This window comes from Nocardioides eburneus (genome assembly GCF_040838215.1).
Classification (GTDB): Bacteria; Actinomycetota; Actinomycetes; order Propionibacteriales; family Nocardioidaceae; genus Nocardioides; species Nocardioides eburneus.
Map to the genome: position 1 here is coordinate 1 of NZ_JBFPJR010000027.1, position 24,966 is coordinate 24,966.

The 24,966-nt window shown below is 70.5% G+C and carries 26 protein-coding genes; 17 read left to right on the top strand and 9 right to left on the bottom strand.

Annotated features, from left to right (window positions below):
• The first annotated feature begins 128 nt into the window (after positions 1–128).
• From AB3X52_RS14360 to AB3X52_RS14375, 4 genes are all read left to right on the top strand, one after another.
• Complete coding sequence (locus tag AB3X52_RS14360; protein WP_367994776.1) at positions 129–1,919, top strand: acetyl/propionyl/methylcrotonyl-CoA carboxylase subunit alpha; 1,791 nt, start codon at positions 129–131, stop codon at positions 1,917–1,919.
• Positions 1,920–2,014: 95 nt separating this feature from the next.
• Positions 2,015–2,188: a hypothetical protein gene (locus AB3X52_RS14365; RefSeq protein ID WP_367994777.1), complete on the top strand. Its 174-nt coding sequence runs from the start codon at positions 2,015–2,017 to the stop codon at positions 2,186–2,188.
• Between the two features lie 195 nt (positions 2,189–2,383).
• Entirely contained in the window at positions 2,384–5,809 is a 3,426-nt protein-coding gene (locus AB3X52_RS14370; RefSeq protein WP_367994778.1) for a pyruvate carboxylase, read from the top strand.
• A 169-nt stretch (positions 5,810–5,978) separates the two neighbouring features.
• A complete protein-coding gene (locus AB3X52_RS14375) occupies positions 5,979–6,266 on the top strand; it encodes a DUF1540 domain-containing protein (RefSeq protein WP_367994779.1) in 288 nt (95 codons plus the stop codon).
• 4 nt (positions 6,267–6,270) lie between these two features.
• Here the strand turns inward: AB3X52_RS14375 and AB3X52_RS14380 are convergent, their stop codons facing one another.
• The 3 genes from AB3X52_RS14380 to AB3X52_RS14390 all read right to left on the bottom strand — a co-directional run bounded on the left by AB3X52_RS14380 (position 6,271) and on the right by AB3X52_RS14390 (position 9,530).
• A complete protein-coding gene (locus AB3X52_RS14380; protein WP_367994780.1) occupies positions 6,271–7,491 on the bottom strand; it encodes a SpoIID/LytB domain-containing protein in 1,221 nt (406 codons plus the stop codon).
• A gap of 94 nt (positions 7,492–7,585) precedes the next feature.
• Positions 7,586–8,995 (bottom strand): NAD(P)H-quinone dehydrogenase, encoded by a 1,410-nt coding sequence (locus tag AB3X52_RS14385; protein WP_367994781.1) that lies wholly within the window; start codon positions 8,993–8,995, stop codon positions 7,586–7,588.
• Between the two features lie 100 nt (positions 8,996–9,095).
• Complete coding sequence (locus AB3X52_RS14390) at positions 9,096–9,530, bottom strand: hypothetical protein (protein WP_367994782.1); 435 nt, start codon at positions 9,528–9,530, stop codon at positions 9,096–9,098.
• Between the two features lie 160 nt (positions 9,531–9,690).
• Between AB3X52_RS14390 and AB3X52_RS14395 the strand changes: the two genes are divergently transcribed.
• The 8 genes from AB3X52_RS14395 (at position 9,691) to AB3X52_RS14430 (ending at position 13,794) form a co-directional block, all read left to right on the top strand.
• Positions 9,691–10,059, top strand: coding sequence for a hypothetical protein (locus tag AB3X52_RS14395; protein ID WP_367994783.1), 369 nt, complete (start codon positions 9,691–9,693; stop codon positions 10,057–10,059).
• A complete protein-coding gene (locus AB3X52_RS14400; RefSeq protein WP_367994784.1) occupies positions 10,056–10,424 on the top strand; it encodes a hypothetical protein in 369 nt (122 codons plus the stop codon). The genes AB3X52_RS14395 and AB3X52_RS14400 overlap by 4 nt, the downstream gene beginning before the upstream one ends.
• A 154-nt stretch (positions 10,425–10,578) precedes the next feature.
• Positions 10,579–11,016, top strand: coding sequence for a hypothetical protein (locus AB3X52_RS14405; protein ID WP_367994785.1), 438 nt, complete (start codon positions 10,579–10,581; stop codon positions 11,014–11,016).
• Positions 11,017–11,069: 53 nt separating this feature from the next.
• Positions 11,070–11,534 carry a hypothetical protein gene (locus tag AB3X52_RS14410; RefSeq protein ID WP_367994786.1) on the top strand — a complete coding sequence of 155 codons (465 nt, stop codon included), beginning with the start codon at positions 11,070–11,072 and terminating at the stop codon, positions 11,532–11,534.
• A gap of 33 nt (positions 11,535–11,567) precedes the next feature.
• Positions 11,568–11,957, top strand: a complete 390-nt coding sequence (locus tag AB3X52_RS14415; protein WP_367994787.1) for a hypothetical protein — start codon at positions 11,568–11,570, stop codon at positions 11,955–11,957.
• Positions 11,958–12,179: 222 nt separating this feature from the next.
• A complete protein-coding gene (locus tag AB3X52_RS14420; protein WP_367994788.1) occupies positions 12,180–12,407 on the top strand; it encodes a hypothetical protein in 228 nt (75 codons plus the stop codon).
• A gap of 150 nt (positions 12,408–12,557) precedes the next feature.
• Complete coding sequence (locus AB3X52_RS14425; RefSeq protein WP_367994789.1) at positions 12,558–13,001, top strand: hypothetical protein; 444 nt, start codon at positions 12,558–12,560, stop codon at positions 12,999–13,001.
• Between the two features lie 508 nt (positions 13,002–13,509).
• Positions 13,510–13,794, top strand: a complete 285-nt coding sequence (locus AB3X52_RS14430) for a hypothetical protein (protein ID WP_367994790.1) — start codon at positions 13,510–13,512, stop codon at positions 13,792–13,794.
• Positions 13,795–13,963: 169 nt separating this feature from the next.
• On the opposite strand, the gene AB3X52_RS14435 is transcribed toward AB3X52_RS14430, so the two are convergent.
• The 3 genes from AB3X52_RS14435 to lpdA all read right to left on the bottom strand — a co-directional run bounded on the left by AB3X52_RS14435 (position 13,964) and on the right by lpdA (position 17,952).
• Positions 13,964–14,545: a hypothetical protein gene (locus tag AB3X52_RS14435; protein ID WP_367994791.1), complete on the bottom strand. Its 582-nt coding sequence runs from the start codon at positions 14,543–14,545 to the stop codon at positions 13,964–13,966.
• Between the two features lie 155 nt (positions 14,546–14,700).
• Positions 14,701–16,236: a signal peptidase I gene (lepB, locus tag AB3X52_RS14440; RefSeq protein ID WP_367994792.1), complete on the bottom strand. Its 1,536-nt coding sequence runs from the start codon at positions 16,234–16,236 to the stop codon at positions 14,701–14,703.
• A gap of 315 nt (positions 16,237–16,551) precedes the next feature.
• Positions 16,552–17,952, bottom strand: a complete 1,401-nt coding sequence (gene lpdA, locus AB3X52_RS14445; protein ID WP_367994793.1) for a dihydrolipoyl dehydrogenase — start codon at positions 17,950–17,952, stop codon at positions 16,552–16,554.
• A gap of 70 nt (positions 17,953–18,022) precedes the next feature.
• Here lpdA and AB3X52_RS14450 point away from each other — a divergent pair, with 70 nt between their 5' ends.
• A complete protein-coding gene (locus AB3X52_RS14450; RefSeq protein WP_367994794.1) occupies positions 18,023–18,475 on the top strand; it encodes a gamma-glutamylcyclotransferase family protein in 453 nt (150 codons plus the stop codon).
• A gap of 48 nt (positions 18,476–18,523) precedes the next feature.
• Here the strand turns inward: AB3X52_RS14450 and AB3X52_RS14455 are convergent, their stop codons facing one another.
• A complete protein-coding gene (locus AB3X52_RS14455; protein WP_367994795.1) occupies positions 18,524–18,961 on the bottom strand; it encodes a hypothetical protein in 438 nt (145 codons plus the stop codon).
• A 202-nt stretch (positions 18,962–19,163) separates the two neighbouring features.
• Here AB3X52_RS14455 and AB3X52_RS14460 point away from each other — a divergent pair, with 202 nt between their 5' ends.
• Entirely contained in the window at positions 19,164–19,964 is an 801-nt protein-coding gene (locus AB3X52_RS14460) for a purine-nucleoside phosphorylase (protein ID WP_367994796.1), read from the top strand.
• Positions 19,965–20,145: 181 nt separating this feature from the next.
• Here AB3X52_RS14460 and AB3X52_RS14465 read toward each other — a convergent pair whose 3' ends face one another.
• The gene (locus AB3X52_RS14465; protein ID WP_367994797.1) at positions 20,146–20,637 is read right to left on the bottom strand and encodes an SRPBCC family protein; all 492 of its coding nucleotides are present in this window, start codon (positions 20,635–20,637) and stop codon (positions 20,146–20,148) included.
• A 30-nt stretch (positions 20,638–20,667) separates the two neighbouring features.
• On the opposite strand from AB3X52_RS14465, the gene AB3X52_RS14470 reads away from it, so the two are divergent.
• Positions 20,668–22,359 (top strand): phospho-sugar mutase, encoded by a 1,692-nt coding sequence (locus AB3X52_RS14470; RefSeq protein WP_367994798.1) that lies wholly within the window; start codon positions 20,668–20,670, stop codon positions 22,357–22,359.
• 54 nt (positions 22,360–22,413) lie between these two features.
• On the opposite strand, the gene AB3X52_RS14475 is transcribed toward AB3X52_RS14470, so the two are convergent.
• Positions 22,414–22,974: a hypothetical protein gene (locus tag AB3X52_RS14475; protein WP_367994799.1), complete on the bottom strand. Its 561-nt coding sequence runs from the start codon at positions 22,972–22,974 to the stop codon at positions 22,414–22,416.
• 89 nt (positions 22,975–23,063) lie between these two features.
• Between AB3X52_RS14475 and deoC the strand changes: the two genes are divergently transcribed.
• Entirely contained in the window at positions 23,064–23,732 is a 669-nt protein-coding gene (deoC, locus tag AB3X52_RS14480; RefSeq protein ID WP_367994800.1) for a deoxyribose-phosphate aldolase, read from the top strand.
• Positions 23,733–23,736: 4 nt separating this feature from the next.
• Positions 23,737–24,882 (top strand): hypothetical protein, encoded by a 1,146-nt coding sequence (locus AB3X52_RS14485; RefSeq protein WP_367994801.1) that lies wholly within the window; start codon positions 23,737–23,739, stop codon positions 24,880–24,882.
• Positions 24,883–24,966: the final 84 nt, after the last annotated feature.

Consider the following 24,966-nt stretch of genomic DNA (forward strand, 5'->3'; position numbering starts at 1 on the left):
GGCGGTCCATGCGAGGCTGAGGTCGTCCATATCGTGACGGAGACCACACCCGGACGCCGGTCCGCGGCCCCCCACCCCCTCCCCTAGAGTGGGCTCGCCCATCCCACACGGAGGAGTTCGACCCCGGTATGACGCAGACCAAGCCACTCACGAAAGTCCTGATCGCGAACCGCGGTGAGATCGCCGTCCGCGTCATCCGCGCGTGCAAGGACGCCGGCATCGGCTCCGTGGCGGTCTACGCCGAGCCCGACCGCGACGCGCTCTTCGTCCGGCTGGCCGACGAGGCCTACGCCCTGGGTGGCGCCACCCCGGCCGAGTCCTACCTCTCGATCGAGAAGATCATCCGCGTGGCCGCTGAGGCCGGTGCTGACTCGGTGCACCCCGGCTACGGCTTCCTCGCCGAGAACGCCGAGTTCGCCCAGGCCGTCCTCGACGCCGGGCTGACCTGGATCGGCCCCTCCCCCGAGGCGATCGACGCGCTCGGCGACAAGGCCAAGGCCAAGCACATCGCCCAGAAGGCCAACGCCCCGCTCGCGCCCGGCACCAAGGACCCGGTCAAGGACGCCGACGAGGTCGTCGCCTTCGCCCGCGAATACGGCCTGCCCGTCGCGATCAAGGCGGTCTTCGGCGGCGGCGGCCGCGGCCTCAAGGTCGCCCGCACCCTCGAGGAGATCCCCGACCTCTACGAGTCCGCGGTGCGCGAGGCCGTCGGGGCCTTCGGCCGCGGCGAGTGCCTGGTGGAGAAGTTCCTCGACCAGCCCCGCCACGTCGAGACCCAGTGCCTGGCCGACACCCACGGCAACGTCGTGGTCGTCTCCACCCGCGACTGCTCGCTGCAGCGCCGCCACCAGAAGCTGGTCGAGGAGGCCCCCGCCCCCTTCCTCACCGATGATCAGATCGCCCGTCTCTACGAGTCCTCCAAGGCGATCCTGCGCGAGGCCGGGTACGTCGGCGCCGGCACGTGCGAGTTCCTCGTCGCCAAGGACGGCACCATCTCCTTCCTCGAGGTCAACACCCGCCTCCAGGTCGAGCACTGCGTCTCCGAGGAGGTCACCGGCATCGACCTGGTCCGTGAGATGTTCCGCATCGCCGCCGGCGAGGAGCTGGGCTACGACGACCCCGAGATCAAGAGCCACTCCATCGAGTTCCGCATCAACGCTGAGGACGGCGGCCGCAACTTCATGCCTGCCCCCGGCACCCTGACCGAGTGGGCGCCCCCGCAGGGCCCCGGCGTCCGCGTCGACGGCGGCTACGAGAAGGGCGAGACCATCCCCGGCTCGTTCGACTCCCTCATCGCCAAGCTCATCGTCACCGGTCGCGACCGCACCCAGGCGCTCGAGCGCTCACGGCGCGCGCTCGCGGAGTTCAAGGTCGACGGCATGCCCACCGTCATCCCCTTCCACCAGGCGATCGTCGAGGACCCGGCCTACGTCGGCCCCTCCAACCCCGCCGGCCAGGGCGAGTTCACCGTCTACACCACCTGGATCGAGACCGACTTCGACAACCAGATCCAGCCCTACGCCGGCGAGGCCGGCGAGCCCGACGAGACCGCCGAGCGGCAGACCGTGGTCGTCGAGGTCGGCGGCAAGCGCCTCGAGGTCTCCCTGCCCGGCGGCCTCGGTGGACTCGCGGCCGGCCCGGCCACAGCCGGCGCCAAGAAGCCCAAGCGCGGCGGCGGGAAGAAGGCCGGCGCCGCCGTCTCCGGCGATGCCGTCACCTCCCCGATGCAGGGCACGGTCGTCAAGGTCGTCGCCGAGGAGGGTCAGACCGTGGCCGAGGGCGACACCATCATCGTCATCGAGGCCATGAAGATGGAACAGCCCCTCAAGGCCCACAAGGCCGGCACCGTCACCGGCCTCACCGCCGAGGTCGGCGGAGGCGTCACCAACGGCCAGGTCATCGCCGAGATCAAGGACTGACCCGCGTCCGTTTCTGCCACCGTTCGCCGGCGCTCCCGTGCGGGAGCGCCGGCGATTCACATCCGACCCTCAGCATCAGGGCGCAGGATGGCTGGGTGCTTCCTCTCACCACTGCACTCGTGACCGACGCTCCGCAGGCCCACGACGGCGCCAGCGTGGCCGCGGTGCTGACGGTCATGTTCGTCATGTGCCTGCTCTTCTGCGGGCTGATCTGGCTCGCGATCCGCACCGCCCGGCGAGGGCGCCGCCACTGGGACGGCGAGGGCTGAGCCGGGCAAGGCCTCCTCCGTCGGATGCCGCCCGTCCCACCAGTTCCCACCAGGTCCGGCCGGCTCCGGGCTGAGCGCCGGCGTACGCGCCTTGGAGCCCGCGCACGATCACGACCCACCGTGGTGTGGCCGGCTCACCGCCGCACTCCGTGAGACAGCCGAGCGCTCCCCGCTGTCCTCGGTAGGTTGTGCGCCATGTTCTCCAAGGTGTTGGTGGCCAACCGTGGTGAGATCGCGATCCGAGCTTTCCGCGCGGCCTATGAGCTGGGTGCGAAGACCGTGGCGGTCTTCCCGTACGAGGACCGGGGCTCCGAGCACCGGTTGAAGGCCGATGAGGCCTATCAGATCGGGGAGAAGGGCCACCCGGTGCGGGCCTATCTCGACCCCGAGGCGATCGTGGAGGTCGCGAAGAAGGCGGGCGCGGACGCCGTCTATCCCGGTTATGGGTTCTTGTCGGAGAATCCCGCGCTGGCCGAGGCGTGCGCGGCGGCCGGCATCACCTTCATCGGTCCTTCGGCGCAGGTCTTGGAGCTGACCGGCAACAAGGCGCGCGCGATCGCGGCCGCCCGCGCGGCCGGCGTACCCACCCTGGAGTCTGTCGAGCCCTCGACCGATATCGACACGCTGCTGGCCGCGGCCGCCGACATGCGCTACCCGCTGTTCGTGAAGGCCGTCGCCGGTGGTGGTGGCCGCGGGATGCGCCGGGTGGACGAGCCCGGCCCGGACGCCGCCCGGCTGCGGGAGGCCGTCGAGGTCTGCATGCGCGAGGCCGAGGCGGCCTTCGGGGATCCGACGGTCTTCATCGAGCAGGCGGTCGTCGAGCCGCGTCACATCGAGGTGCAGATCCTGGCCGACGGCGAGGGCGAGGTCATTCACCTCTTCGAGCGGGACTGCTCGGTCCAGCGTCGTCACCAGAAGGTCGTCGAGATCGCGCCGGCGCCCAACCTCGACCCCGACCTGCGGGCGCGGATCTGCGCGGACGCGGTGAGGTTCGCCCGCCAGATCGGCTACCGCTGCGCCGGCACGGTGGAGTTCCTGCTCGACCCGGCGGGCAACTACGTCTTCATCGAGATGAACCCCCGCATCCAGGTCGAGCACACCGTGACCGAGGAGGTCACCGATGTCGACCTGGTGCAGTCGCAGATGCGGATCGCCTCGGGTGAGACGCTGGCCGACCTGGGCCTGTCCCAGGACAGCGTGCGGCTGCGCGGTGCCGCGATGCAGTGCCGGATCACCACCGAGGACCCGGCCAACGGCTTCCGTCCCGACACCGGCAAGATCACGACCTACCGCTCGCCGGGCGGTGCCGGGGTGCGGGTCGACGGTGGCACGACCTACTCCGGCGCGGAGATCTCTCCGCACTTCGACTCGATGCTCGCGAAGCTGACCTGCCGCGGGCGCACGCACGCCGACGCGGTGATGCGGGCGCGGCGTGCGGTGGCGGAGTTCCGCATCCGCGGGGTGGCCACCAACATCCCGTTCCTGCAGGCGCTGCTCGACGACCCCGACTTCATCGCCGGGCGGATCACGACCAGCTTCATCGAGACACACCCGCAGCTCCTGACGGCACGCGCGTCGGGCGACCGCGGCACCAAGCTGCTCACCTACCTCGCCGACGTCACCGTCAACCAGCCCCACGGCTGCGCGCCGGTCACCGTCGAGGCGGTGAGCAAGCTGCCCGAGATCGACCTGAGCGCGCCGGCGCCCGAGGGCTCCCGGCAGCGGCTTCTCGAGCTCGGTCCCGACGCGTTCGCGGCCCAGTTGCGCGCCCAGGCCCAGGTGGCGGTGACCGACACCACCTTCCGCGACGCCCACCAGTCGCTGCTGGCCACCCGGGTGCGCTCCTACGACCTGCTCGCGGTCGCAGGCCACGTGGCCCGGATGACGCCGCAGCTGTGGTCGCTGGAGGCCTGGGGCGGGGCGACGTACGACGTCGCGCTGCGGTTCCTGCACGAGGACCCGTGGGAGCGGCTGGCGAGCCTGCGCGAGGCGGTGCCCAACATCGGCCTGCAGATGCTGCTGCGCGGCCGCAACACGGTCGGCTACACCCCCTACCCCACCCGGGTCACCGACGCCTTCGTCGAGGAGGCGGCATCGACCGGCATCGACGTGTTCCGCATCTTCGACGCCCTCAACGACGTCGCCCAGATGCGGCCCGCGATCGACGCCGTCCGCGCCACCGGCACCACCCTCGCCGAGGTCGCGCTGTGCTACACCGGCGACCTGTCGAACCCCGGAGAGAGGCTCTACACCCTCGACTACTACCTCCGCCTGGCCGAGCAGATCGTCGAGGCCGGCGCCCACGTGCTGGCGATCAAGGACATGGCCGGCCTGCTGCGCGCCCCCGCGGCCCGCACCCTGGTGACCGCCCTGCGCGAGCGGTTCGACCTGCCGGTCCACCTGCACACCCACGACACCGCCGGCGGCCAGCTCGCGACCCTGACCGCCGCGATCGAGGCCGGCGTCGACGCGGTCGACGCCGCCTGTGCCGCCATGGCCGGCACCACCTCCCAGCCGCCGCTGTCCTCCCTGGTCGCCGCGACCGACTTCACCGACCGCGCGAGTGGGCTGGATCTGGGAGCCGTCAACGCGCTCGAGCCCTACTGGGAGGCCGTGCGCCGGGTCTACGCGCCCTTCGAGTCCGGGCTGCCCGCCCCGACCGGGCGGGTCTACCGCCACGAGATCCCCGGCGGCCAGCTCTCCAACCTGCGCCAGCAGGCCATCGCGCTCGGCCTCGGGGAGAAGTTCGAGCAGATCGAGGACACCTACGCCGCCGCCAACGACATCCTCGGCCGCGTCCCGAAGGTCACGCCCTCCTCGAAGGTCATCGGCGACCTCGCCCTCTCCCTCGTCGCCGCGGGCGCCGATCCGTTGGACTTCGAGGCCGACCCGGCGTCGTACGACGTGCCCGCGAGCGTGATCGGCTTCCTCCACGGCGAGCTCGGCGACCCGCCCGGCGGCTGGCCCGAGCCCTTCCGCACCAAGGCCACCGCCGGCCGACCCTGGACACCGCCGGCCGAGGAGCTCTCGGCCGAGGACGCCAAGGGGCTGGAGACCGACCGGCGCGCCACCCTCAACCGACTGCTCTTCCCCGGCCCGACCCGGGACTACCTCGAGGCCCGGTCCAAGTGGGGCAACGTCTCGGTCATCCCGACCATCGACTTCCTCTACGGCCTGCGCCCCGGCGAGGAGCACCTCGTCCAGCTCGACGAGGGCAAGACGATCATCCTCGGTGTCGAGGCCGTCAGCGAGCCCGACGAGCGCGGCTACCGCACCGTCATGGCCACCATCAACGGCCAGATGCGGCCGATCCCGGTCCGCGACCGCTCCGTCTCGGCCGAGATCAAGGACGCCGAGAAGGCCGACCCGAACGTCCCCGGCCAGGTCGCCGCGCCGTTCCAGGGCGCGGTCACCCTCGCGGTCAAGGAGGGCGATCAGGTCAAGGCCGGCGACACCCTCGCCACCATCGAGGCGATGAAGATGGAGGCGGCCATCACCGCCCCCGTCGACGGCGTCGTCCAGCGGCTCGCCATCAGCGGCACCCAGTCCGTCGAAGGCGGCGACCTCGTCCTCGTCCTCGGCTCCGGGACGGCATCTGTGCAGGTCGACCAGGTCGGTTGATCGGGCGCCCCGGTCGGTCCCGTCCTACGCTGCAGGACGGGACCGACTGCTCCTCGGCCGCGGACGTCCCGGTCAGGTAAGCCTCTCCTGGCTGGACCGACGGTGCGGGCGGGTGCACGGTAGACGCATCGGCATCCCGCCCGCACGGGCCATCCCATCGGAGGCACCCATGACCACTCTCGCTCTGCCGATCATCAGCACCTGCAGCGTCGATGGCTGCTCCTACAACCACGACCACGACTGCCACGCCGCCGCGATCACGGTGATGCACGACAGCTCGGCGTGCGGCACCTACTACGCGAACGGCAGCAAGGGCGGCACCGACGACGTCGGCCACGTCGGCGCGTGCCAGCGCGCCGACTGCGTGCACAACTCGATGCTCGAGTGCACCGCCGAGGGCATCGAGATCGGGCCGGCCACCGACACCGCGGACTGCCTCACCTACGCGCCGCGCTGAGGTTTCACGACTTCGGCACGGAGACGTCGAACCAGCTCGAGTTCAGGCCGAACCATGACTTCAACGTCTCTCCGCTGGGGTGGGCCGTCCTCGTGGTCCCCACGATCGTCACCTCGGCGACGTAGCGGCCCCCCGTGCCGGCGACCCGCTTCGTCACCGCCATCGACACGACCTTGCCGACGTCCGCCGCCTTCTGGATCTGCTTCACCGTCAGCGTCCTCGTCCAGTTGACGTTCTTGTCCCCCGACGCCTTCGTGTCGTACGGGTCCTTCTTCGACACGAGGTAGGGCTTGCTCCCCTTGAGCATGAACCCGCCGTTGGACGCGCTGAACTGGGTGTATGCCGGCTTGCCACCCGACGTGCGGACCATGCCGGCGGTCGCGGTCACGGCGGCGTTGGTGGAGGCGACCTCCGCGTCGTACCCCTTGTAGACCTGGTCCCCCGTCGTGTCGACGACGTCGTAGTAGCCGTGGCCGCCCGCGTCGCGCTGGAAGGCGGCGTAGCTCCGCGCGGCGATCGCCTGAGCGCGGAGCGCGGCCGGCTGCCAGGTCGGGTAGACCTCCCCGGGAACGACGCCCTTGAGGTAGTTGTCGAGCGACAGGATGTTGACGGTGTCGCGGTTCCACTTCCCCTTGACGGGGGCGGTGGAGCGGAGCGTGCCGCGGTATTCCGCCGAGCCGTGCGGCAGGTAGAGCCGGATCGGCTGACCCTTCGCATAGAAGGTCATGTCGCCGTTCACCGTCGCCATCCGGTGCCAGCCCGTCGTGAGGTAGGCGAGCGCCGTCCTCCCACCGGTGGTCGGCACGATCCGGAAGCGGGTGGCATGCGGGTGAAGCTTCGTCAGGTCCCACGCCCGGCCGGTCGACAATGCCCGGGCGACGAGCTTGGTGCGCGCCTGGACCACAACGTCAGGGGTCGTGTCGGCACTGACGAGGGCGCGGACGTTGCCGCCCGCCTTCCCCTGCTTCGTGCCCGGGTAGTAGAAGCTCAGGATCTGGTTGTAGGTCTTCCCCTTCAGTGCGGCGCCCTGCGCACCCCACTGCGCCATCCCATGGCCGTGCCCCCACCCGTGCCCCGTGATGGTGATCTTCGTCGACGCCGAGAGGGGCTTGGGCGCCGCGTCCTCCGCACAGGCGGCACCGCCCGAGGCGATGACGGCGACGAGCGTGGCTGCGGTCGCCGCGAGGGTCTGGACCCGCATCCGAGACTGCGTGAAAGCGCGCATGGAGCCCGAGGCTACCTGCCGCGGACGACGTGGCAAGGGGCTTCAGGTGAATCCGCGGGTCGCTCGTGCCGGCCGAGTCGGTCGGCGGCAAGGATCAGTCGACGTGGTGGAGGCGGCGCGCCGCTTCGGCGAGCGAGCCGCTCATCGACGGGTAGACCGTGTAGGACGCCGCCATCTGGTCGACCGTGATGTTGGCGGACACGGCGAGCGCGATCGGGTGGATCAGTTCGCTCGCACGCGGGCCCACCACGACCCCGCCGACGATCGTGCCGGACCCGGGCCGGGCGAAGATCTTCACGAACCCGTCGCGGACGCCCTGCATCTTCGCACGGGGGTTGCCGGCCAGGTCGAGCCGCACGATCTCGGCGATCTCCTCGCCCTTGTCGATCTGGGCCTGGGTGACGCCGACGGTGGCGATCTCCGGGCTGGTGAAGACGTTGGAGCTGACCTCGCGGAGGTTGAGCGGACGGACGGCGTCGCCGAGGAAGTGGCGCATCGCGATCCGGCCCGCCATCGCGGCCACCGAGGCGAGCATGAAGCCACCGGTGCAGTCGCCGGCGGCGTACACGCCCGGCGCGGTCGTGCGCGAGACCCGGTCGATCCGGATGAACCCACCGTCGTCGAGCTGGACGCCGGCCTCCTCGAGACCGAGCCCCTGGGTGTTGGGGATCGACCCCAGCGCCAGGATGCAGTGGGAGCCGGTCACCTGTCGGCCGTCGGTCAGGGTCACCGTCACCGTGTCGCCCTCACGCGTCACCGACTCCATGCGGCTCTTGCCGAGCACATGCATGCCGCGCCGGGTGAGGACGTCCTCGAGCACCGTCGCCGCATCCGCGTCCTCGCCGGGCAGCACCCGGTCGCGGGAGGAGACCAGCGTGACCTCGATCCCGAGGGAGAGGTACGCCGACGCGAACTCCGCTCCGGTGACGCCGGAGCCCACGACGATCATGTGGCTGGGGACCTCGGTCAGGTCATAGACCTGCTCCCAGGTCAGGATGCGCTCGCCGTCGGGCTGGGCGGTCGGGAGCGTGCGCGGGTGGGCGCCGGTCGCGATGAGCACGGCGTCGGCGTCGAGCGCCTGGTCGGTGCCGTCGGGCGCCGTCGCAACGACCTGTCCCCCGCCGGCGCCGGCGCCCTTGCCGAGCCGGCCGACACCCTTCATGATCCGGATCCCGCGCCGCGAGAGGCGCTCCTCGATGTCGCGCGACTGCGCGGCGGCCAGGGCCTTCACCCGGGCGTTGACCGTGCCGAGGTCGACCTTGATGGTCGTCGCCGCGTCACCGCTCGGGTCCTCGAAGTTGATGCCGAGCTCGGGCGCGGCCGTCATGTCGATCATGACGTCGGAGGTCGCGATCAGGGTCTTGCTCGGGACGCAGTCGGTCAGGACCGCGGAGCCACCGAGGCCGTCGCGGTCCACCACCGTCACCTCGGCTCCGAGGTCGTGCGCCACCAGCGCCGCCTCGTAGCCGCCCGGACCGCCACCGATGATCACCACGCGCGCCATGCGCTCATTCTTTCAGAGTCTCGCGTGCGAGCGTGAAGCGAAGGGGCGCTGCCTCGCTGGTGGGTCGGCACGCCGACGGTGCGACCGCGCGATCAGATCCTCAGCGCCTCCCCGCGAACCAGGCGTTGGCCCCGCCGACGTACAGCAGCGGGACCACCAGGCCGGCAACCGTGCCCCATACCGCGTAGAACAGTGTCAGCAACTGGCTGGCATCGCCGTCGGCGGCGACCAGGACCGCGGCGACGAGGCACACCAGGCTGACCCCGCCTGCGGCGAGGGTGAGCAGGATGCGGCCGGCGTTGGACCCAGCGATCGTCAAGGCCGCGACGATCACGCCGAGCCCGCAGGGCAGGGCGAGGAGCGGAACGAACAGGATCAGCCCGCCGAAGAACATGATGAAACCGGCGACGAAGCCCGCGAGCGCACACTGCAGGATCGCGATCACCCCAGCCGCGATCACGGACCGCGGGCGGCGCCGGGCGGCGTACTCGGGAAGAACGACGCGCGTGCCCTGAAGCCACTGGGGATCGCTCACGCCAGTGTCCTACCCCGACACGAGCGACCAAAACGGCGGTCGCGGACCCGGCACGGCGAATGGAGCGCACGCTCGAACGGCTCCAGATGCCCGTGGAGGAGGTCCAGCGCACGGTTGGAGACCGGACAGGCCGATATCATCCGAGCGATATGGCCTGATCGTGACGACGAACGGGACCAAGCTTGGTCCACTGCGCCGTATCAAGCCGATCCGTCCCGAAGGCGAGCACCACATGATGAGCAGCCAGAAGCGCCATCCCGCCATGACCATCTTGAAGGGTCTGGGGAGCGTGATCATCTTCTTGTTGGTCGTGGTCCTCGGCCGCGTCGTGATCGGCGGCAAGCTGGCCGGTCATCTTCGGTGGGGCACGACGACGGTCGTCATCCTGTCGTTGATCGTTGCGGTGCCCTTCGTGATCATCGTCATCATGTTCTTCGCATACCGCAACGTCGAGCCGGTGCGTGGGAGCCAGCGCAACGGCGACCCGCTCGGGAAGCACGTCGACCACAGCGCTGGCAACGGCTCGTGAGCGGTTCCTACTTCGGCGCCATCGTCGGCCTGGTCGTCGCGGCGATGTTCGTACCGTTCGCCGTCGTCGCGGCACGCGCACAGAAGAAGGCATCGGCAGAACAGGCGGCCGCCGGAGCCGGCGCGGATCTCAAGCGGCCGGCGATGGAGCCAGGGCTGCTCGCCCGCAAGAAGCTCGGCGTACGGGCCTGCGGCGGCATCGTCGTCTTCTGCGCCCTGTTCGTGGTGCTCGGGCTCGCCGGACAGGTCTGGCCGGAGGCAATCAGCTTCGGGCTCCTCGGCGCTTTCGTCCTGTGGATCCTCCTACGACTCCGAAACCAGATCAGGGCGGCGGAGATGCCGGCGGAACGGACCGTGGAGCGCTAGACGCATCCGGTGCGCATCCCACTCCACGGTTGCGGCACTCACGCCTCCGACATCAGCGCCTACACGAACGCCACCTCGCGCCGCTGATCGCGTAGCCGCGCCCGACGCCTCGTCACCCCAGGCGGGCGCCCATGAACGCTAGGATCGCGACTCGATGACGAACTTCTGGCTCAGTCCCGCCGTACGGTGGGACGCCAACTGGTTCACCCGCGGCCTGTGCCTGATCGGGCTTCCGCTCGTGACAGTCGTCTTCGCCCTGGCCGCGCTCGCCGTCCACACCCAGGGCAGCGGCGACCCCAGCACCGGATACTTCGTTGCGAAGACCTCCGACGACGCCTGCACCGGAAGCCTGTCCTCCACCCCTGGAGGCGCGCCGACCGTCGAGGTGCACCTGAGCCGGTCGTCGCGCAGCATCTGCGGAAAGATCACCACCGGCCAGCGGATCTACTACGACCCGGTCACCCTGTACGAAAGTCCCGGTCCGTCGAACTACCTCGTCGGCACAGCCCTCCTCGGCCTTCTTGCCGCCGGTTCGGCGTACCTGACCGTCCTGGTGTGGGTGGCCTGGATACGCCGGCTCCGACGAGCCTGAGGAGCGTTCGCTCACCCCACGCGGTCGCCCGTGGCCGCTAGGATCGCGACTCGATGACGAACTTCTGGCTCAGTCCCGCCGTACGCTGGGACGCCAACTGGTTCACGCGCGGCCTGTGCCTGATCGGGCTTCCGCTCGTGACGGTCGTCTTCGCCCTGTCCGCACTCGCCGTGCACGCCCAGGGCCCCGGCAGCGTCAGTGTCGGCTACGCCGTCGCCAGCACGAACCAGTGCTCGGGGCAGGTGGCGGACAGCAGGGGCGGCTCCCCGACGGCAACCGTCCAGGGGCGTCGGCCCATGCACGGCACGTGCGGCTGGAAGGCCGGCGCCAAGGTCTACTACGACGCTGCGACCCTCAAGGAGGTGCCGGGGCCCTCGAACTATCTCGTCGGGACAGTCGTCCTGGGTCTCCTCGGCGCTGGGTCGGCGGCGCTCACGATCCTGGTCTGGGTCTCCTGGGTCACGGGGCGCAGGCGCCGGCCCGCATCTGCTGAACGCCCGAACGGGAGTAGGGGGTAGCCCACCGTGCTCTCGCTGCTAGGAGCAGGCTGCGTGGCGTTGTACCCCCTGGCGACCCACATGTACGACGCGTTCGGGATCACCATGCTGGTCATCGTCGGCCTGCTGTTCCTCCCCTTCTCCGTCGTGACGTCACGCGCCGAGCACCGGAGCGTCAGACGGTCGCCGTCGGGCTCACCGTCCGCGCCGGCCAAGCCGAGCTCGTCGATGGAGCCGGGCCTCCTCGCCCGCAAGCGTCTCGGGATCTGGTACTGCATCGCGGTCGTCATCCTCGCCGGAGTCAGCGGTCTGGGTGCAGCCTCCGACAACTCCCTCCCCGGGACGATCGCGTGCCTCTTCCTGGCGGTCGGCGGTCTCGCGGCAGCGCTGCGCCTGAGGCATCAGATCAGGGCGTCCGAGCGCTCACCGGCACACCAGCCATGAGCGACCTGGATGGGTATGCCTGATCGGCCTGCCGATCTTCGCCGTCATCCTGGGGCTCAAACGACCACACCGCGACGCGCGCCACCGACGACGGCGACGTGGTGGTGGGTCGACATCCTCCTCACCGAGGCCGGCACCGAGGCCGCGTCGGGCGTAGGTGAACACTGGCAGGAACACCATGAACACGCCCATGCGCACGCTGCGGGCCACTAGGAGTACGGCTTGAACACCCTCGTTCCCTGGACGTTGCAGGAGCGCACGTACGGCGGGCACTTCGGCAACGGAACTGCCCACTGGACCATCTGGACGACCGTCGTCTTCGTCGTCGTCATCCTCATCGGTGCTGCGATCTACTTCGCGACCAAGCTCGCGACGCCGGTACGCGGGAGTCAGCGCGACCGCGCCGCTCGGGGGAAGCACCTGGACGACGGCCCGGGCGACAGCGCCTGAGTGCACTGCACTCCACCCGTTTTCCGGGCCGTCGCCGGACGTCGGTCGATACCGTCGGCACGCCGCTCTCACTTACGTCACCGCGCGCCCTGACCTCATCCATCCGGCCGCTGCACACCCAATCCCAGGGCACACTAATCTCAGGGCACGATGACGACGACACCGCAAACGAGCCCCAGCCCACCCTGGTGGGGTGCGACCGCTTTCACCCGCTTCGTGTTCCTGATCGGTCTGCCGATCTTCGCCGTGATCCTGGGGCTCAGCGCGAACGCGGTCCACCAGCAGGGCCCGGGAGATCTGACCAGCGGCTACGTCGTCGGCGCGTCGCAGGGGTGCTCGGCCCACATCGCCACGACGCCTCACGGGCCGGCGACCCTCGTCGTACAGCTGAAGTCTGGGAAGTATGGCTGCGGCAAGGTCGCCGCCGGGCACCGGATCTACTACGACGCAGGTGCGCTCAAGGAGGTGCCTGGGCCGTCGAACTACGTCGTGGGCACCGCCCTGCTCGGTCTGCTCGCCCTCGCCGCGGCTGTCTGCAGCGTGCTGGTATGGATATCCTGGGTCGGCCTCCGCCGCCGGACCGTGGAGCGTTGAGCGCACCGGGTGCGCCTCTCACTCCATGGTTCGCGGCTCAGCGGAGACCGGCCCTCACGCCTCCGGCATCAGCGCCTGCACGAACGCCACCTCACCGCCGCTGATCGCGTAGCCGCGGCTCACGGATCATCGGCGATGCCGCCACAGGCAGCGAGCGCACCCTCCGCTTCCTCGGTGCGAAGGGGCAGATCCTGCCCGACACCACGTTCAAGTCCTACGACACGGTCGGCAAGTGCGTGGACGGCTGGGTTGTCTTCAACATCGTCAACATGCCTACCGACGGGATCTGGGTGACCTTCTCCCACAACGGCGGCCCCGAAGACACCAATTGGTGGATCCCGAAGAAGTGATTCCGTAAGGCAGCGCCGGTGACTTTCTATTAAAAGTCAGAATGCGAGTATCCGTCTATCTTAGAGAAGGGCGAAGACCCGCTAGGAGCCGCCATGCGTCGCACATTGATCTTAGGCGCTACGGTCATTCTTGCCTCCTCACTGACTCTCCTTTCCGGATGCCCCTGTGCGGGCTCACGGGCGGCTCAGAAGGCGGGCATCACGCGATCCAGGCACACAAGCAGACGGCGTTCCTCGCCAAAGTATGGGAATGGGAGTCGATGATCTCCATCAACCTCTGGGTCGTGCACCACCAAGCGACCACGGGAAAGGCCACGCCCCTCGGAACAATCGGGGCCGTCGTCATCGTTCTGCTGCTGGTCGGAGTCCCCTACTGGCGTGCGTTCCAGCGGAAGAAGGCAGCCGACAAACGCGAGCGACCGCCGGGCGGCTCAACCGACTGACACACCTCGTGGGCGCCAGCTTGCCGCACGTGCAGGAAGCTGGCTCCTGCGCTTACTCCGACATCAGCGCCTGCACGAACGCCACCTCGCCGCCGCTGATCGCGTAGCCGCCAGCGGGCAGGTTTCATGTCCGCCACCGGGCAGTTCCTGCTGTCCCTTGACACGAGGCTCATCTCGACGAGTGCCCGGCCCCCGGTCCGGTGAGCACCTTGAAGGCCGTCACGATCCACACGTCCGAGTCGTGTTCGACGGTGACCTCGTAGGAGCCCTGCTCCTGACGCGCGCGATTTTCGTTGGACCCCGGCGCGATCGGGCAGCGGATCTCGCCCGACCAGTCCATCTGGAAGCGCTGCTGCCCGGATGCGACCTCCGTGCCGCGCTGGTTCTTCGCGCCGGGCGCGAGCCGGACGACATCGCGATAGCAGCCCTGCTGCACCTCCGCGGCGGTCATGACATTGCGGCACGAGTAGCTGTCCAGGATCTGCGGCGAGACGCCGCCGACGAGTGGCGTGACGCCGAGCGCAGACACCGGTTTCCCGCAACTGCGCGCGGAGGCCGCGAAGTAGTCGGAGAACCCTGCTGCGGCCTCGTTGGGGGTTCGCCACCGCCACTGGTGCTCCTGCCGGGACCAGCCGCCGTGCGCGGTCGGCGTCGAGGCGTCCGCATTCGGGTCGTCGGATCCTCCGCAACCGGCGACACCGAGCAACGCGACCACGACAAGGAGCGAGCAGAGCCACGTACGCGGCCTCATGGGCATGCCAGTCTCCCGGATCGACGACTCAGCGATCGTAGACGCTAGGCCACGCACGCGACACGGTCGGGGCCGACCGGGATCCGCGTCGGCGAGGTCATCGCACCCCGCTCTCAGAGCCGCTGTCCGCGTGAAGCCGCTCTCAGAGCCCACAATCATTGGGCCGCCCACATGCCGCCCAGCGCAAAAGTCAGGGCGACATCGGCTTCCTGGCGGCTCATCCGTGCCGGATCCTTGTCCCATACATCAGCCAAGTCGATGCTCGCAGCGCTCGCCATCTCCATGGCCTTGAGCTTGAATGCCCCTTGGACATCGACGGACGAGTCGTTCCGGGCCAGAGCGGCTTGGACAGCGAGCCCGACAGTCTTGCGGCTCGCGCGCCGCGACAAGGCCGAGCAACGAAACCAGTGGTGGCCGGCGAGATTCGGACGTCCCGTATCGCCGTTGACCCAGACTGAGGCTTGTCTGCGCGTCCCGCTGGTGCAGGCGGCGAAGGGCGACATCAAGCGCGCCTTCACCCACTCGCTGGCACATCCCCAGACCCCACAGTCAAGCACCAGCATGCCCACGAGCGGCCAGATGACGACCGGCGCGCTCGGCCAGGTGAACAGCAGCCAAACCGTGAGGCCCGAAGCGATCAACGCCCCCCACTGGGACCGCTCCTCAAGCGGACGGATCGCAACCCGCCGCCGCCAGAACCAGACGCTGTACCAGTTCCAGAGGGCGTAGAAGGCCCACGAGTAGAGCGCCGCGGGCCACAGTGCCTGCGAGGTGACCGGCCACCAGATCGGCCAGACCAGCCACCACGCCACCTGACCGAGTCTCGTCCACCACTCGATCCGCTGGAGACGGTGCAACCGCCGCATGGCCAGCAGGATCCGCTCCCGCTCCCGGACCACCCACGCCGGTGCACCCTCGATGGCCCGGGACGTTGCGCTTTCGAAGGACCCGGCGTCACCGGCGCGCGGCATCGAGCGACGAAATCTGATCAGCGCCCAGATGAACCACAGCCAGCTGAGAGCCCACACGATCGTCGCCCACGACGCGGCCCCCACTCCACCGTCCGAGGAGACGGTGCCGACAACGTCGGTGACGGGGATGAACTCGTCGTGGCACGTGCCGTGGTCGTCGTTGGCGACGCTGGCCCTCTGTGAGGGTGACGAGCACAGGCGGTAAGAGGAGTCGCCCGAGGCGAACCGGTCGTCCCCCATGGCGAACAGCCGTCCGTCTGGCACGACCACCGACCAGTCACCACAGCTGCTGGGGGCTGAGGCGCCGATGTCCTGGTAGACAGGACCGGCACACACGCTGCTGCCGAGCTGCAGGTAGGGCTCATCAACCGCGTCGCCGTTGACGAGGATGCGGCCCTCCCCGTCGCAGCAGGCGACGGTGTCACCACCGGTGCCGATGACCCGCCTGATAAGGCGACCGGTGGGACCGACGTCACGAGGCCAACCATCGGGCGTGTTGAAGACCACGACGTCGCCTCGACGCCCCCGGTAGTCGTGCACGGCGGTGGCACTAACGACCGATCCTTTCGGATACGACGGCGCCATGCTGTCGTCGTCGACGGTGAAGCGGCTCTCGAAGCCACCCCGGTCCCATCCACACGCCACGACCAGCGCCAACAGCGCCGCCAGCAAGATCAGGACAGGTACCACTGACCATGGCTTCTGCAACCGGGCCGCCATCGTCGCACGCCCACTCGTGACCACGCTTCAAACCCCTTCTCGCGCCCACCGACATGCCATCGACGGCGCGGACATCTGCCTGCCTCCCCACGGGTCACGCAATGATCCGTAGCCAGCCGAGCACGACGCCGTGTGGCCCAGGTCGTGCTACCCGAGCAGAGAGCGCTCAAACGCCAAGGCGTGGCGCACCTCCCGCACAACCGCGGAAAGTGTCGACAACGACCAGGACCCCGCCTCGACGAGCAAGACGGGGTCCTGATGTGTGTACTGCATGTGTGCTGAGGGCCAGAAGACGTGCTCCGACCTGCGGGTTCTCTAGAGGTTGATCATGTGCCCCGCGATGCCGTGGATGGCCTCCTTGACGGCCTCGCCGAGGGTCGGGTGGGCGAAGACGTTGCGGCCCACCTCGTCCGCGGTGAGGTCCCACTTCTGGGCGAGGGTGAGCACGGGCAGCAGCTCGGTCACGTCGGGACCGATCAGGGCGGCACCGATGATCTCGTTGTGCTCCGCGTCGGCGATCACCTTGACGAAGCCGACCGCGTCGCCGAGACCCTGCGCCTTGCCGTTCGCGGAGAACGGGAAGGACGCCGTCTTGACGTCGTAGCCCTTGTCCTTGGCCTGCTGCTCGGAATAGCCGAACGAGGCGATCTGCGGCTGGCAGTAGGTCGCCCGCGGGACCATGTCGAAGTCGATCTCCATGGTCTCGGCGCCCGCGATCGTCTCGGCGGCCACGATGCCCATCGACTCGGCGACGTGCGCGAGCATGAACTTCCCGGTGCAGTCGCCGATGGCGTAGACGTTCTCGACGTTGGTGCGGCCGCGGCCGTCGATCGCGATCGCCTTGCGCTCGGTCAGCTCGACGCCGACGTTCTCCAGGCCGTAGCCCTCCACCCGCGGCGCGAAGCCGAACGCAGCCAGGAACTTCTCGGCCTCGAGCACCTGCTCCTCGCCGCCCGCGGCCGGGGCGACGGTGACTCGCACGCCGCTGCCGGTGTCCTCGGCGCCCTTGACGGCGGTCGAGAGGAGGACGTTGATGCCGAGCTTCTTGTAGTGGCGGAGCAGCTCCTTGGAGATGTCCGCGTCCTCGGTCGGAACCATCCGGTCGAGGAACTCGATGATGGTGACGTCGACGCCGAAGTTCTTCAGCACGTAGGCGAACTCGACGCCGATCGCGCCCGAGCCGCCGATGATGATCGACTTCGGCAGGTTCGCGTCGAGGATCTGCTCCTCGTAGGTGACGATGTTCTTGCCGTTCGGCACGACGCCCGGCACGCTGCGCACAGTGGCGCCGGTGGCGATGATCAGGTTGTCGAAGGAGTACGACGCGGTCGCACCGTCGTGGCCCTTCACGTCGATCGACTTCGGACCGGTGAGGGTGCCCCACCCGTCGATTTCGGTGATCTTGTTCTTCTTCATCAGGTAGTGGACGCCCTTGACGATGCCGGCGCTCACCTGACGGGAGCGCGCGTGCGTCGGGCCGAAGGACATCGTGGCGTCGCCCTCGATGCCGAACTTCGCCTTCTCGTGGGTCAGCACGTGGGCGAGCTCGGCGTTCTTGAGCAGAGCCTTGGAGGGGATGCAGCCGACGTTGAGGCACACACCGCCCCAGTACTTGTCTTCCACGACAGCCACGGACTTGCCGAGCTGCGCTGCGCGGATGGCGGCGACGTAGCCACCGGGGCCGGCGCCGAGGACGAGAACATCGAAGTGGGTCACAGGGCAAGGGTAATCCGATCGCCTCCCGGACCCGGAGTGGCCTCGGACACTGTCCAGTAACCTGACCCAGGTGACGCTCTACGCCGCCTACGGGACGAATCTCGATCCGGAGCTCATGGGACAGCGCTGCCCCCACTCGCCGCTGCGGACCACGGGCTGGCTGACCGGCTGGCGGCTGACCTTCGGTGGCGAGGAGCACGGCTGGGACGGGGCGCTGGCCACGATCGTGCAGGACCCCCTCGAGCAGGTCTTCGTCGGGTTGTACGACGTCCCGCGCGCCGACGAGAAGGCCCTTGACCAGTGGGAGATGGCCGACACCGGGCTGTATCGCCGGACCAAGATCCGGGTCAACACCCTCCACGACGACGTCGTCGCCTGGACCTACGTGCTCGATGCGTATGAAGGCGGGCTCCCATCCGCGCACTACCTCGGCGCGCTCGCGGACGCGGCCGAGGCGGCGGACGCACCTGCCGACTACGTCCACGCGCTGCGCACCCGGCCCTGTCGCTCCATCGGACTCTGAGCAGCACCGCGGCCGGCCCCACGCGACACATCCGCATGACGGGCGAGCTCACGCGGAGGCCGGCAACGAGTCGGCGGGCAACGGCATGATCGCCACGTCGGTCGCCAGGTGGATCACCTCCATCGGCACGCCGCGCTCGCGGCAGGCGTCGTAGAGCATCCCGGCGGCGCTGCGGTCGGCGGCGGTCGGGAACCCGGCACCCGGGCGGCAGAGCAACAACGCGAGCCGACCGCCCGGCAGGCACTCATCGAGGACACGGTCGAGGAAGTGCGCGACCTGCGCCGCGGCGTCCGGGTCGAGGCCATCGGGCATCTCGGTCACCTCGAGCAGTCTCGGCACAGGCCGGTCGTCGGCGCCGATGAGCATCAGCCAGAGCCGACGGCTGCTCCAGCCGAGGGGCTGGATGAGCCGGCGCCAGGCGGCCTCGACGTCGCTCTGGCTGTGCAGGACGGGGGTGAAGGGACCGGTGAAGGAGTTCTCGCTCATGCGGACCACGCTCCGCGTCACCGGAGCACGCCGCAAACGGCTCTCCACAGTCGCGTCGAACCGAGCCACCTGGGATCCACAGGGTCGGCGTACGCGTCGCTTGTCCACAGATCGGCCGGCCGTCCCCTTGACACGGCCGTGGTCTCGGACGGGCACGTGACGATCGGACTCCCGGCAGCGTTGGACTGGGTAGGGTCGGTCCGTGACCGAGACCTCGCCGTACGACCTCGCCAACGTCGCCGCCGCCAAGCTCGCCGAGCTGACCGGTGTCGAGCGGCACGACGTCGCCATGGTGCTCGGTTCGGGGTGGCTGCCCGCCGCCGACGCGCTCGGGGAGGCGACGGCCGAGATCGCGACCACCGACCTGCCCGGCTTCAACCCCAGCGCCGTCGCCGGCCACAGCGGCCGGATCCGCAGCATCCGTGCCGGCGACAAGCAGCTGCTCGTCTTCCTCAGCCGGACCCACTTCTACGAGGGCCACGGCGTGCCGGCGGTCGTCCACCCGGTGCGTACGGCGGCGGCCGCCGGGTGCCGCACCATGGTGCTGACCAACGGGTGCGGAGGCCTGGACCCGGCCTGGAGCCCGGGCACACCGGTGCTCATCAGCGACCACATCAACCTGACCGGCGCCTCGCCCCTGATCGGCGCCAACTTCATCGACCTCACCGACCTCTACAGCTCGCGCTTGCGGACGCTCGCGAAGCAGGTCGACCCCACGCTCGACGAGGGCGTCTACGTGCAGTTCCCCGGCCCCCACTACGAGACCCCCGCCGAGGTCCGGATGGCCGGCATCATCGGCGGCTCCCTCGTCGGCATGAGCACGGCTCTGGAGGCGATCGCCGCCCGGGAGGGCGGCATGGAGGTGCTCGGCATCAGCCTCGTCACCAACCTCGCCGCCGGCATCTCGCACGCGCCGCTCAACCACGAGGAGGTCCTCGAGGCCGGCCGCGCTGCCGCGGGTCGGATGGGCAGCCTCCTCGCGCAGCTCCTCCCCGCGATCTGACCGCGACCTGACCGCGAAGAAGGGCGAGCGGCCCCGACGTACGCCGACGGCATGGAGGCGCGGACGAGCGCCGAGGCCGCGGAGCGGACCGGGCTCACCACCGAGCCCACCGCCCGCTGGTGCTCACGCAGCTGGCCGAGGTCACGGCCCACCTGGAGGCGATCACCCTCAAGATCGACGCCTACGAGGAGCGGGTCGCCGCGACCGAGCTGTCGGCCTGACCACGGGCGAGCCGTCGCACCAATCCGGCCCGGCAGCCGGCCATCATCCGGGCGTGGTTCCACGTGAGCACAGGGCGTGCGAACGGCGACACCAGCGCCACCACGCCGCGTGCCGTCACCTCCTGCTCGAAGACCATCCGGCTCCCGCCCTCGTCGCCAGGCCCCTCCCCCGCATCCGGGGTGATCGTCCACCGGGCGAAGCCGTCGAGGCCACCCGTTAGCGACACCTCGATCGTCGGCAGCTCGCGCGAGACGGCGTGGAGCACGAGGTCGAGCGTGTAGGGCAGCCACGAGCGGCAGCACACGAGCGCGTCGTCCGGCCCCAGCGACGCCACCGCCCGGACCTGCGGCCACCACTCGGGGAAGTGCTCCAGGTCGACGAGGACGTCGCGGACCCTCTCCGGCGGTGCCGGCACGCACCAGTCCTCACCGAAGACGTAGCGCGCACTCATCCGCCCATCATGGCGCGCTACGGTGCTGGCGTGACTTCGGCACCCCACACCGACGCCGACCTGCTCGCCCGGGCGCACGCCTGGCTCGCGGAGGACCCCGACGAGGAGACGCGGAACGAGCTCCGGGCGCTCCTCGACGCCGGCGACACGCCCGAGCTGAGGGACCGGTTCTCCGGGACGCTCCAGTTCGGCACCGCCGGGCTGCGCGGCGCGCTCGGCGCCGGGCCCCACCGGATGAACCGGGTGGTCGTGCTCCGCGCGGCAGCCGGACTCGCGGCGTACCTCCGCGATCAGGGCCCGTACGACGGCGGCCGCGGCCGCGTCGTCATCGGATACGACGCCCGGCACAACTCCGACGTGTTCGCGCGTGACACGGCCGAGGTGATGACGGGGGCGGGCTTCGAGGCCCTCGTGATGCCGCGCCCGCTGCCCACGCCGGTCCTGGCGTTCGCGATCCGCGACCTCGGCGCCTGTGCGGGCGTCATGGTGACCGCGAGCCACAACCCGCCGCAGGACAACGGCTACAAGGTCTACCTGGGCGACGGGTCGCAGATCGTGCCACCGGCCGACGCCGAGATCGCAGCCCGGATCGCGGCCGTCGGCCCGCTCGCGACGATCCCGCGCGGCGACGCCGGGACCGTGCTCGGCAACGACCTCGTCGACCGCTACCTCGACACGGTGGTCGGGCTCCTCGGAGAGGGACCGCGTGCCCTCTCGACGGTCTACACGCCGCTCCACGGCGTCGGCGCCGACCTGGTCGTCCAAGCCATGCAGTTCGCGGGCTTCCCCGACCCGGTCGTCGAGCGCGCCCAGGCGCGGCCCGACCCGGAGTTCCCGACCGTCGCGTTCCCCAACCCGGAGGAGCCGGGCGCGATGGACCTGGCGATCGCGCTCGCGACCAAGAGGGCGCCCAAGCGCCCGGTCGACCTCGTCCTCGCGAACGACCCCGACGCGGACCGGTGCGCGGCCGCAGTCCCCACCCCCGCGGGCTGGCGGATGCTCCGCGGCGACGAGGTCGGCGCGCTCCTCGCCCACCACCTGCTGAGCCATGGCCAGAAGGGCACGTACGCCGCCTCGATCGTCTCCTCCAGCCTGCTCGCCAAGCAGGCCGCCGCCGCCGGGATGCCGTACGCCGAGACCCTGACCGGCTTCAAGTGGATCAGCCGGGTCGAGGGGCTGGCCTTCGGCTATGAGGAGGCGTTGGGCTATTGCGTCGACCCCGCGCACGTGCGCGACAAGGACGGCATCTCCGCGCTCCTGATCCTCTGCGAGCTCGCCGCGGAGCGGAAGGCGGCGGGCTCGTCGCTCACCGACCTGCTCGACGAGATCGCCGTCGCGCACGGGCTCCACGCCACCGACCAGGTCTCGGTCCGCGTCGACGACCTCGCCCTGATCGACGCCGCCATGCAGCGGCTGCGCGCCGCTCCCCCGTCGCAGCTCGGCGGCACGGCGGTCACCCAGGTCGACGACCTCGCCCGGGGCGACGGCGGTCTGCCGCCCACCGAAGGGCTGCGCTACCTGCTCGCCGGACCACCGACGGACCCCGCCACCAGCGCCCGCGTCATCGTGCGTCCGAGCGGCACGGAGCCGAAGCTCAAGTGCTACCTCGAGGTGGTCGTCCCGGTCGAGGGCGGCACCGCCGGCGTCCCGGCGGCCCGCACCGTCGCCACCGAACGGCTCGGCGCGCTCGGCGCCGACGTCCGCGCCGCGCTCGGGCTCTGAGCTCGCGGCCCGACGCGTCGCCGGTCCACGCAGCATCGCGCTCGCCGGACGACCTCAGCTCGCGATCGTGACCACCAACGCCACCACGAGGACACCGGTCGCGGCGAGCCACGGCCAGGCCCAGGTCCGTCGTACGTCGTCGGCGAGCGCACGCTGCTGGTCGGATCGTGCCGGGATCCCGGCGAGGTCCCGGGCCTCGGCGGCGTGGTGGAGCACGCGGTCCTCGACGAAGTCGGCGTAGTTGCGCACAGGGTCGCGGTCGCCGCGGCGGAGCGCCCCGCGCATCGACCGGCTGACGGCGGCGGAGACGTAGCGCCGCCCGCCGGCGGTCGCCTGGAAGGTCCGGCGCACGGTCACCGTCTCGACGGCCGCGACGGGGAGACGCTGGGTGGAGTACATGTGGTGGAGGACGAGGTCACCACCCTGGACGCCGACCCTCGGCCGGAGGACGGCGACGTAGGCCAGCAACGCGAAGAGCAGCGCCGCCGCGACCACCGCAAGGTCACCGCCGCCGACCAGGTCGAGCACGATGATCAGCGCGGCCACGACGAAGGCGAGGATCCCCCAGACCCAGCTGCCGGTCCCGCGAAACCACTCCGTCGGCTGCTCCGCCACCTGTGCTCCTCGGCCTCCCGGGCGGCTCCCGCCCGTCGTCGGCGGCCCAGCCTATGCCGACGCGCCAGGAGGGTGAATATCCTGGCCGGGTGCCCACTCCTGCCGAGATCGCGAAGCTGATCGACCACACCCTCCTCAAGCCGGAGGCCACCCGTGCCGACGTCGATGCGCTGATCGCCGAGGCGGTCGAGCTCGGCACCTACTCCGTGTGCGTCTCGCCGTCCATGCTCCCGGTCACCGTGCCGGACACGCTGAAGGTCGCGGCCGTCTGCGGCTTCCCCAGCGGCACGCACACGTCGTCGGTCAAGGCGGCCGAGGCCGCCGAGTCGGTCCGCCGCGGTGCCGACGAGATCGACATGGTCATCGACATCGGCGCCGCCAAGGAACACCGGTACGACGACGTGCGTGCCGACGTCGCCGCCGTCCGCGACGCCGTACCGACCCCCACCGTCCTCAAGGTGATCATCGAGTCCGCCGTCCTGACCGACGAGGAGATCGTCGGCATCTGCCGGGCCGCGGTCGAGGCGGGGGCCGACTTCGTGAAGACCTCCACCGGCTTCCACCCGGCGGGCGGCGCCACCGAGCACGCCGTCCACCTCATGCGGGAGACCGTCGGACCCGACCTCGGCGTCAAGGCGTCGGGCGGCGTCCGCACGCTCGCCCAGGCCGAGGCGATGATCGCCGCGGGCGCCACCCGGCTCGGTGTCTCGGGCTCGCGGGCGCTGCTCACCGGCGCCCAGCCGGGCGGCGGCTACTGACCGCGTGCGTGCCCAGGTCATCGTCCTCGCCGGTCCCTCGGGCGCCGGGAAGTCGCGGCTCGCGGAGCGCCTCGGCCTGCCGGTCCTCCGCCTCGACGACTTCTACAAGGACGGCGGCGACCGCACCCTCCCGCTGATCCAGCACGGCCCGAACGCCGGCATCGTCGACTGGGACCACCCCGACTCCTGGCTGCGCGACGATGCCCTCAAGGCGCTCACCGACCTCTGCGAGACGGGGGCCGCGGACGTGCCCGTCTACGACATCGCCCACAACGGCCGCACCCGCTGGCAGCGCCTCGACCTCGGCCGACACCGGCTCTTCGTCGCCGAGGGCATCTTCGCGCAGGACATCGTCGGCGCCTGCCGCGACGCGGGACAGCTGGCGGCGGCGTACTGCGTGACGCAGCAGCCGGTCGTCACCTTCTGGCGCCGGCTCACCCGCGACCTGCGCGAGCGCCGCAAGCCGCCGCTGGTGCTGCTGCGGCGTGGGCTCGCGCTCATGCGGCAACAGCCCCTCGTCGTGACCGACGCGCTCGCCAAGGGCTGCATCCTGGCCAGCCCGCACGAGGCGTACGCCGCCGTCCACCGTCTCCTCGCCGCACTCTCCCCCGTGTCGCTGCCGTGGGGGCCGGCCCTGCGCCAGCCCGACGAGGTCTCGTGCGGCGCCACGGCGGCCGTGGTGGCACGGATGCTGCGCGATCCCGAATACGCCGCCGAGGCCTTGCCGCGCTTCGGCGAGGAGGTGCTCCGGACCCACCGCGGCTTCGCCCGGCCGGTGTCGGCTGGGGGCCGGCTCCAGCGACCGTGGCCGCGGCGGCTCGGCACGGCGTACTGGTCGCTCTGCGCGTGGCTGCGCGACGTCGAGGGCGTCGGCTACGTCCTGCGGGACGCCTGGTTCCGGCCGGCGCGGGCCTTCGCGCGTCTCCACCGCGCGGCCGCCTCCGGCCGGCTCGCGGTGCTGTATGTCGGCACCACCCTGCTCGCCCGGCACGTCACCCTGGTCGTCGGCGTGCGCGGCGACGACCTCGAGGTCTTCAACCCCGCGACCGGCCGGCTCCACCTGGTCACGCGGGCCGACTTCACCGCGCGGCGCCTCGCGCCCTCGCTCGGCGTCTGGCCACGGCCCTGGACCGTCGTGGTGCCGCGCTGAGCGCGGCGACATTTCCCCTGCCAGCCGGGGAAATGCGACGTTGTCGGGGAACGGTCACCCTGACAACCGGCCAGTTCCCCGGCC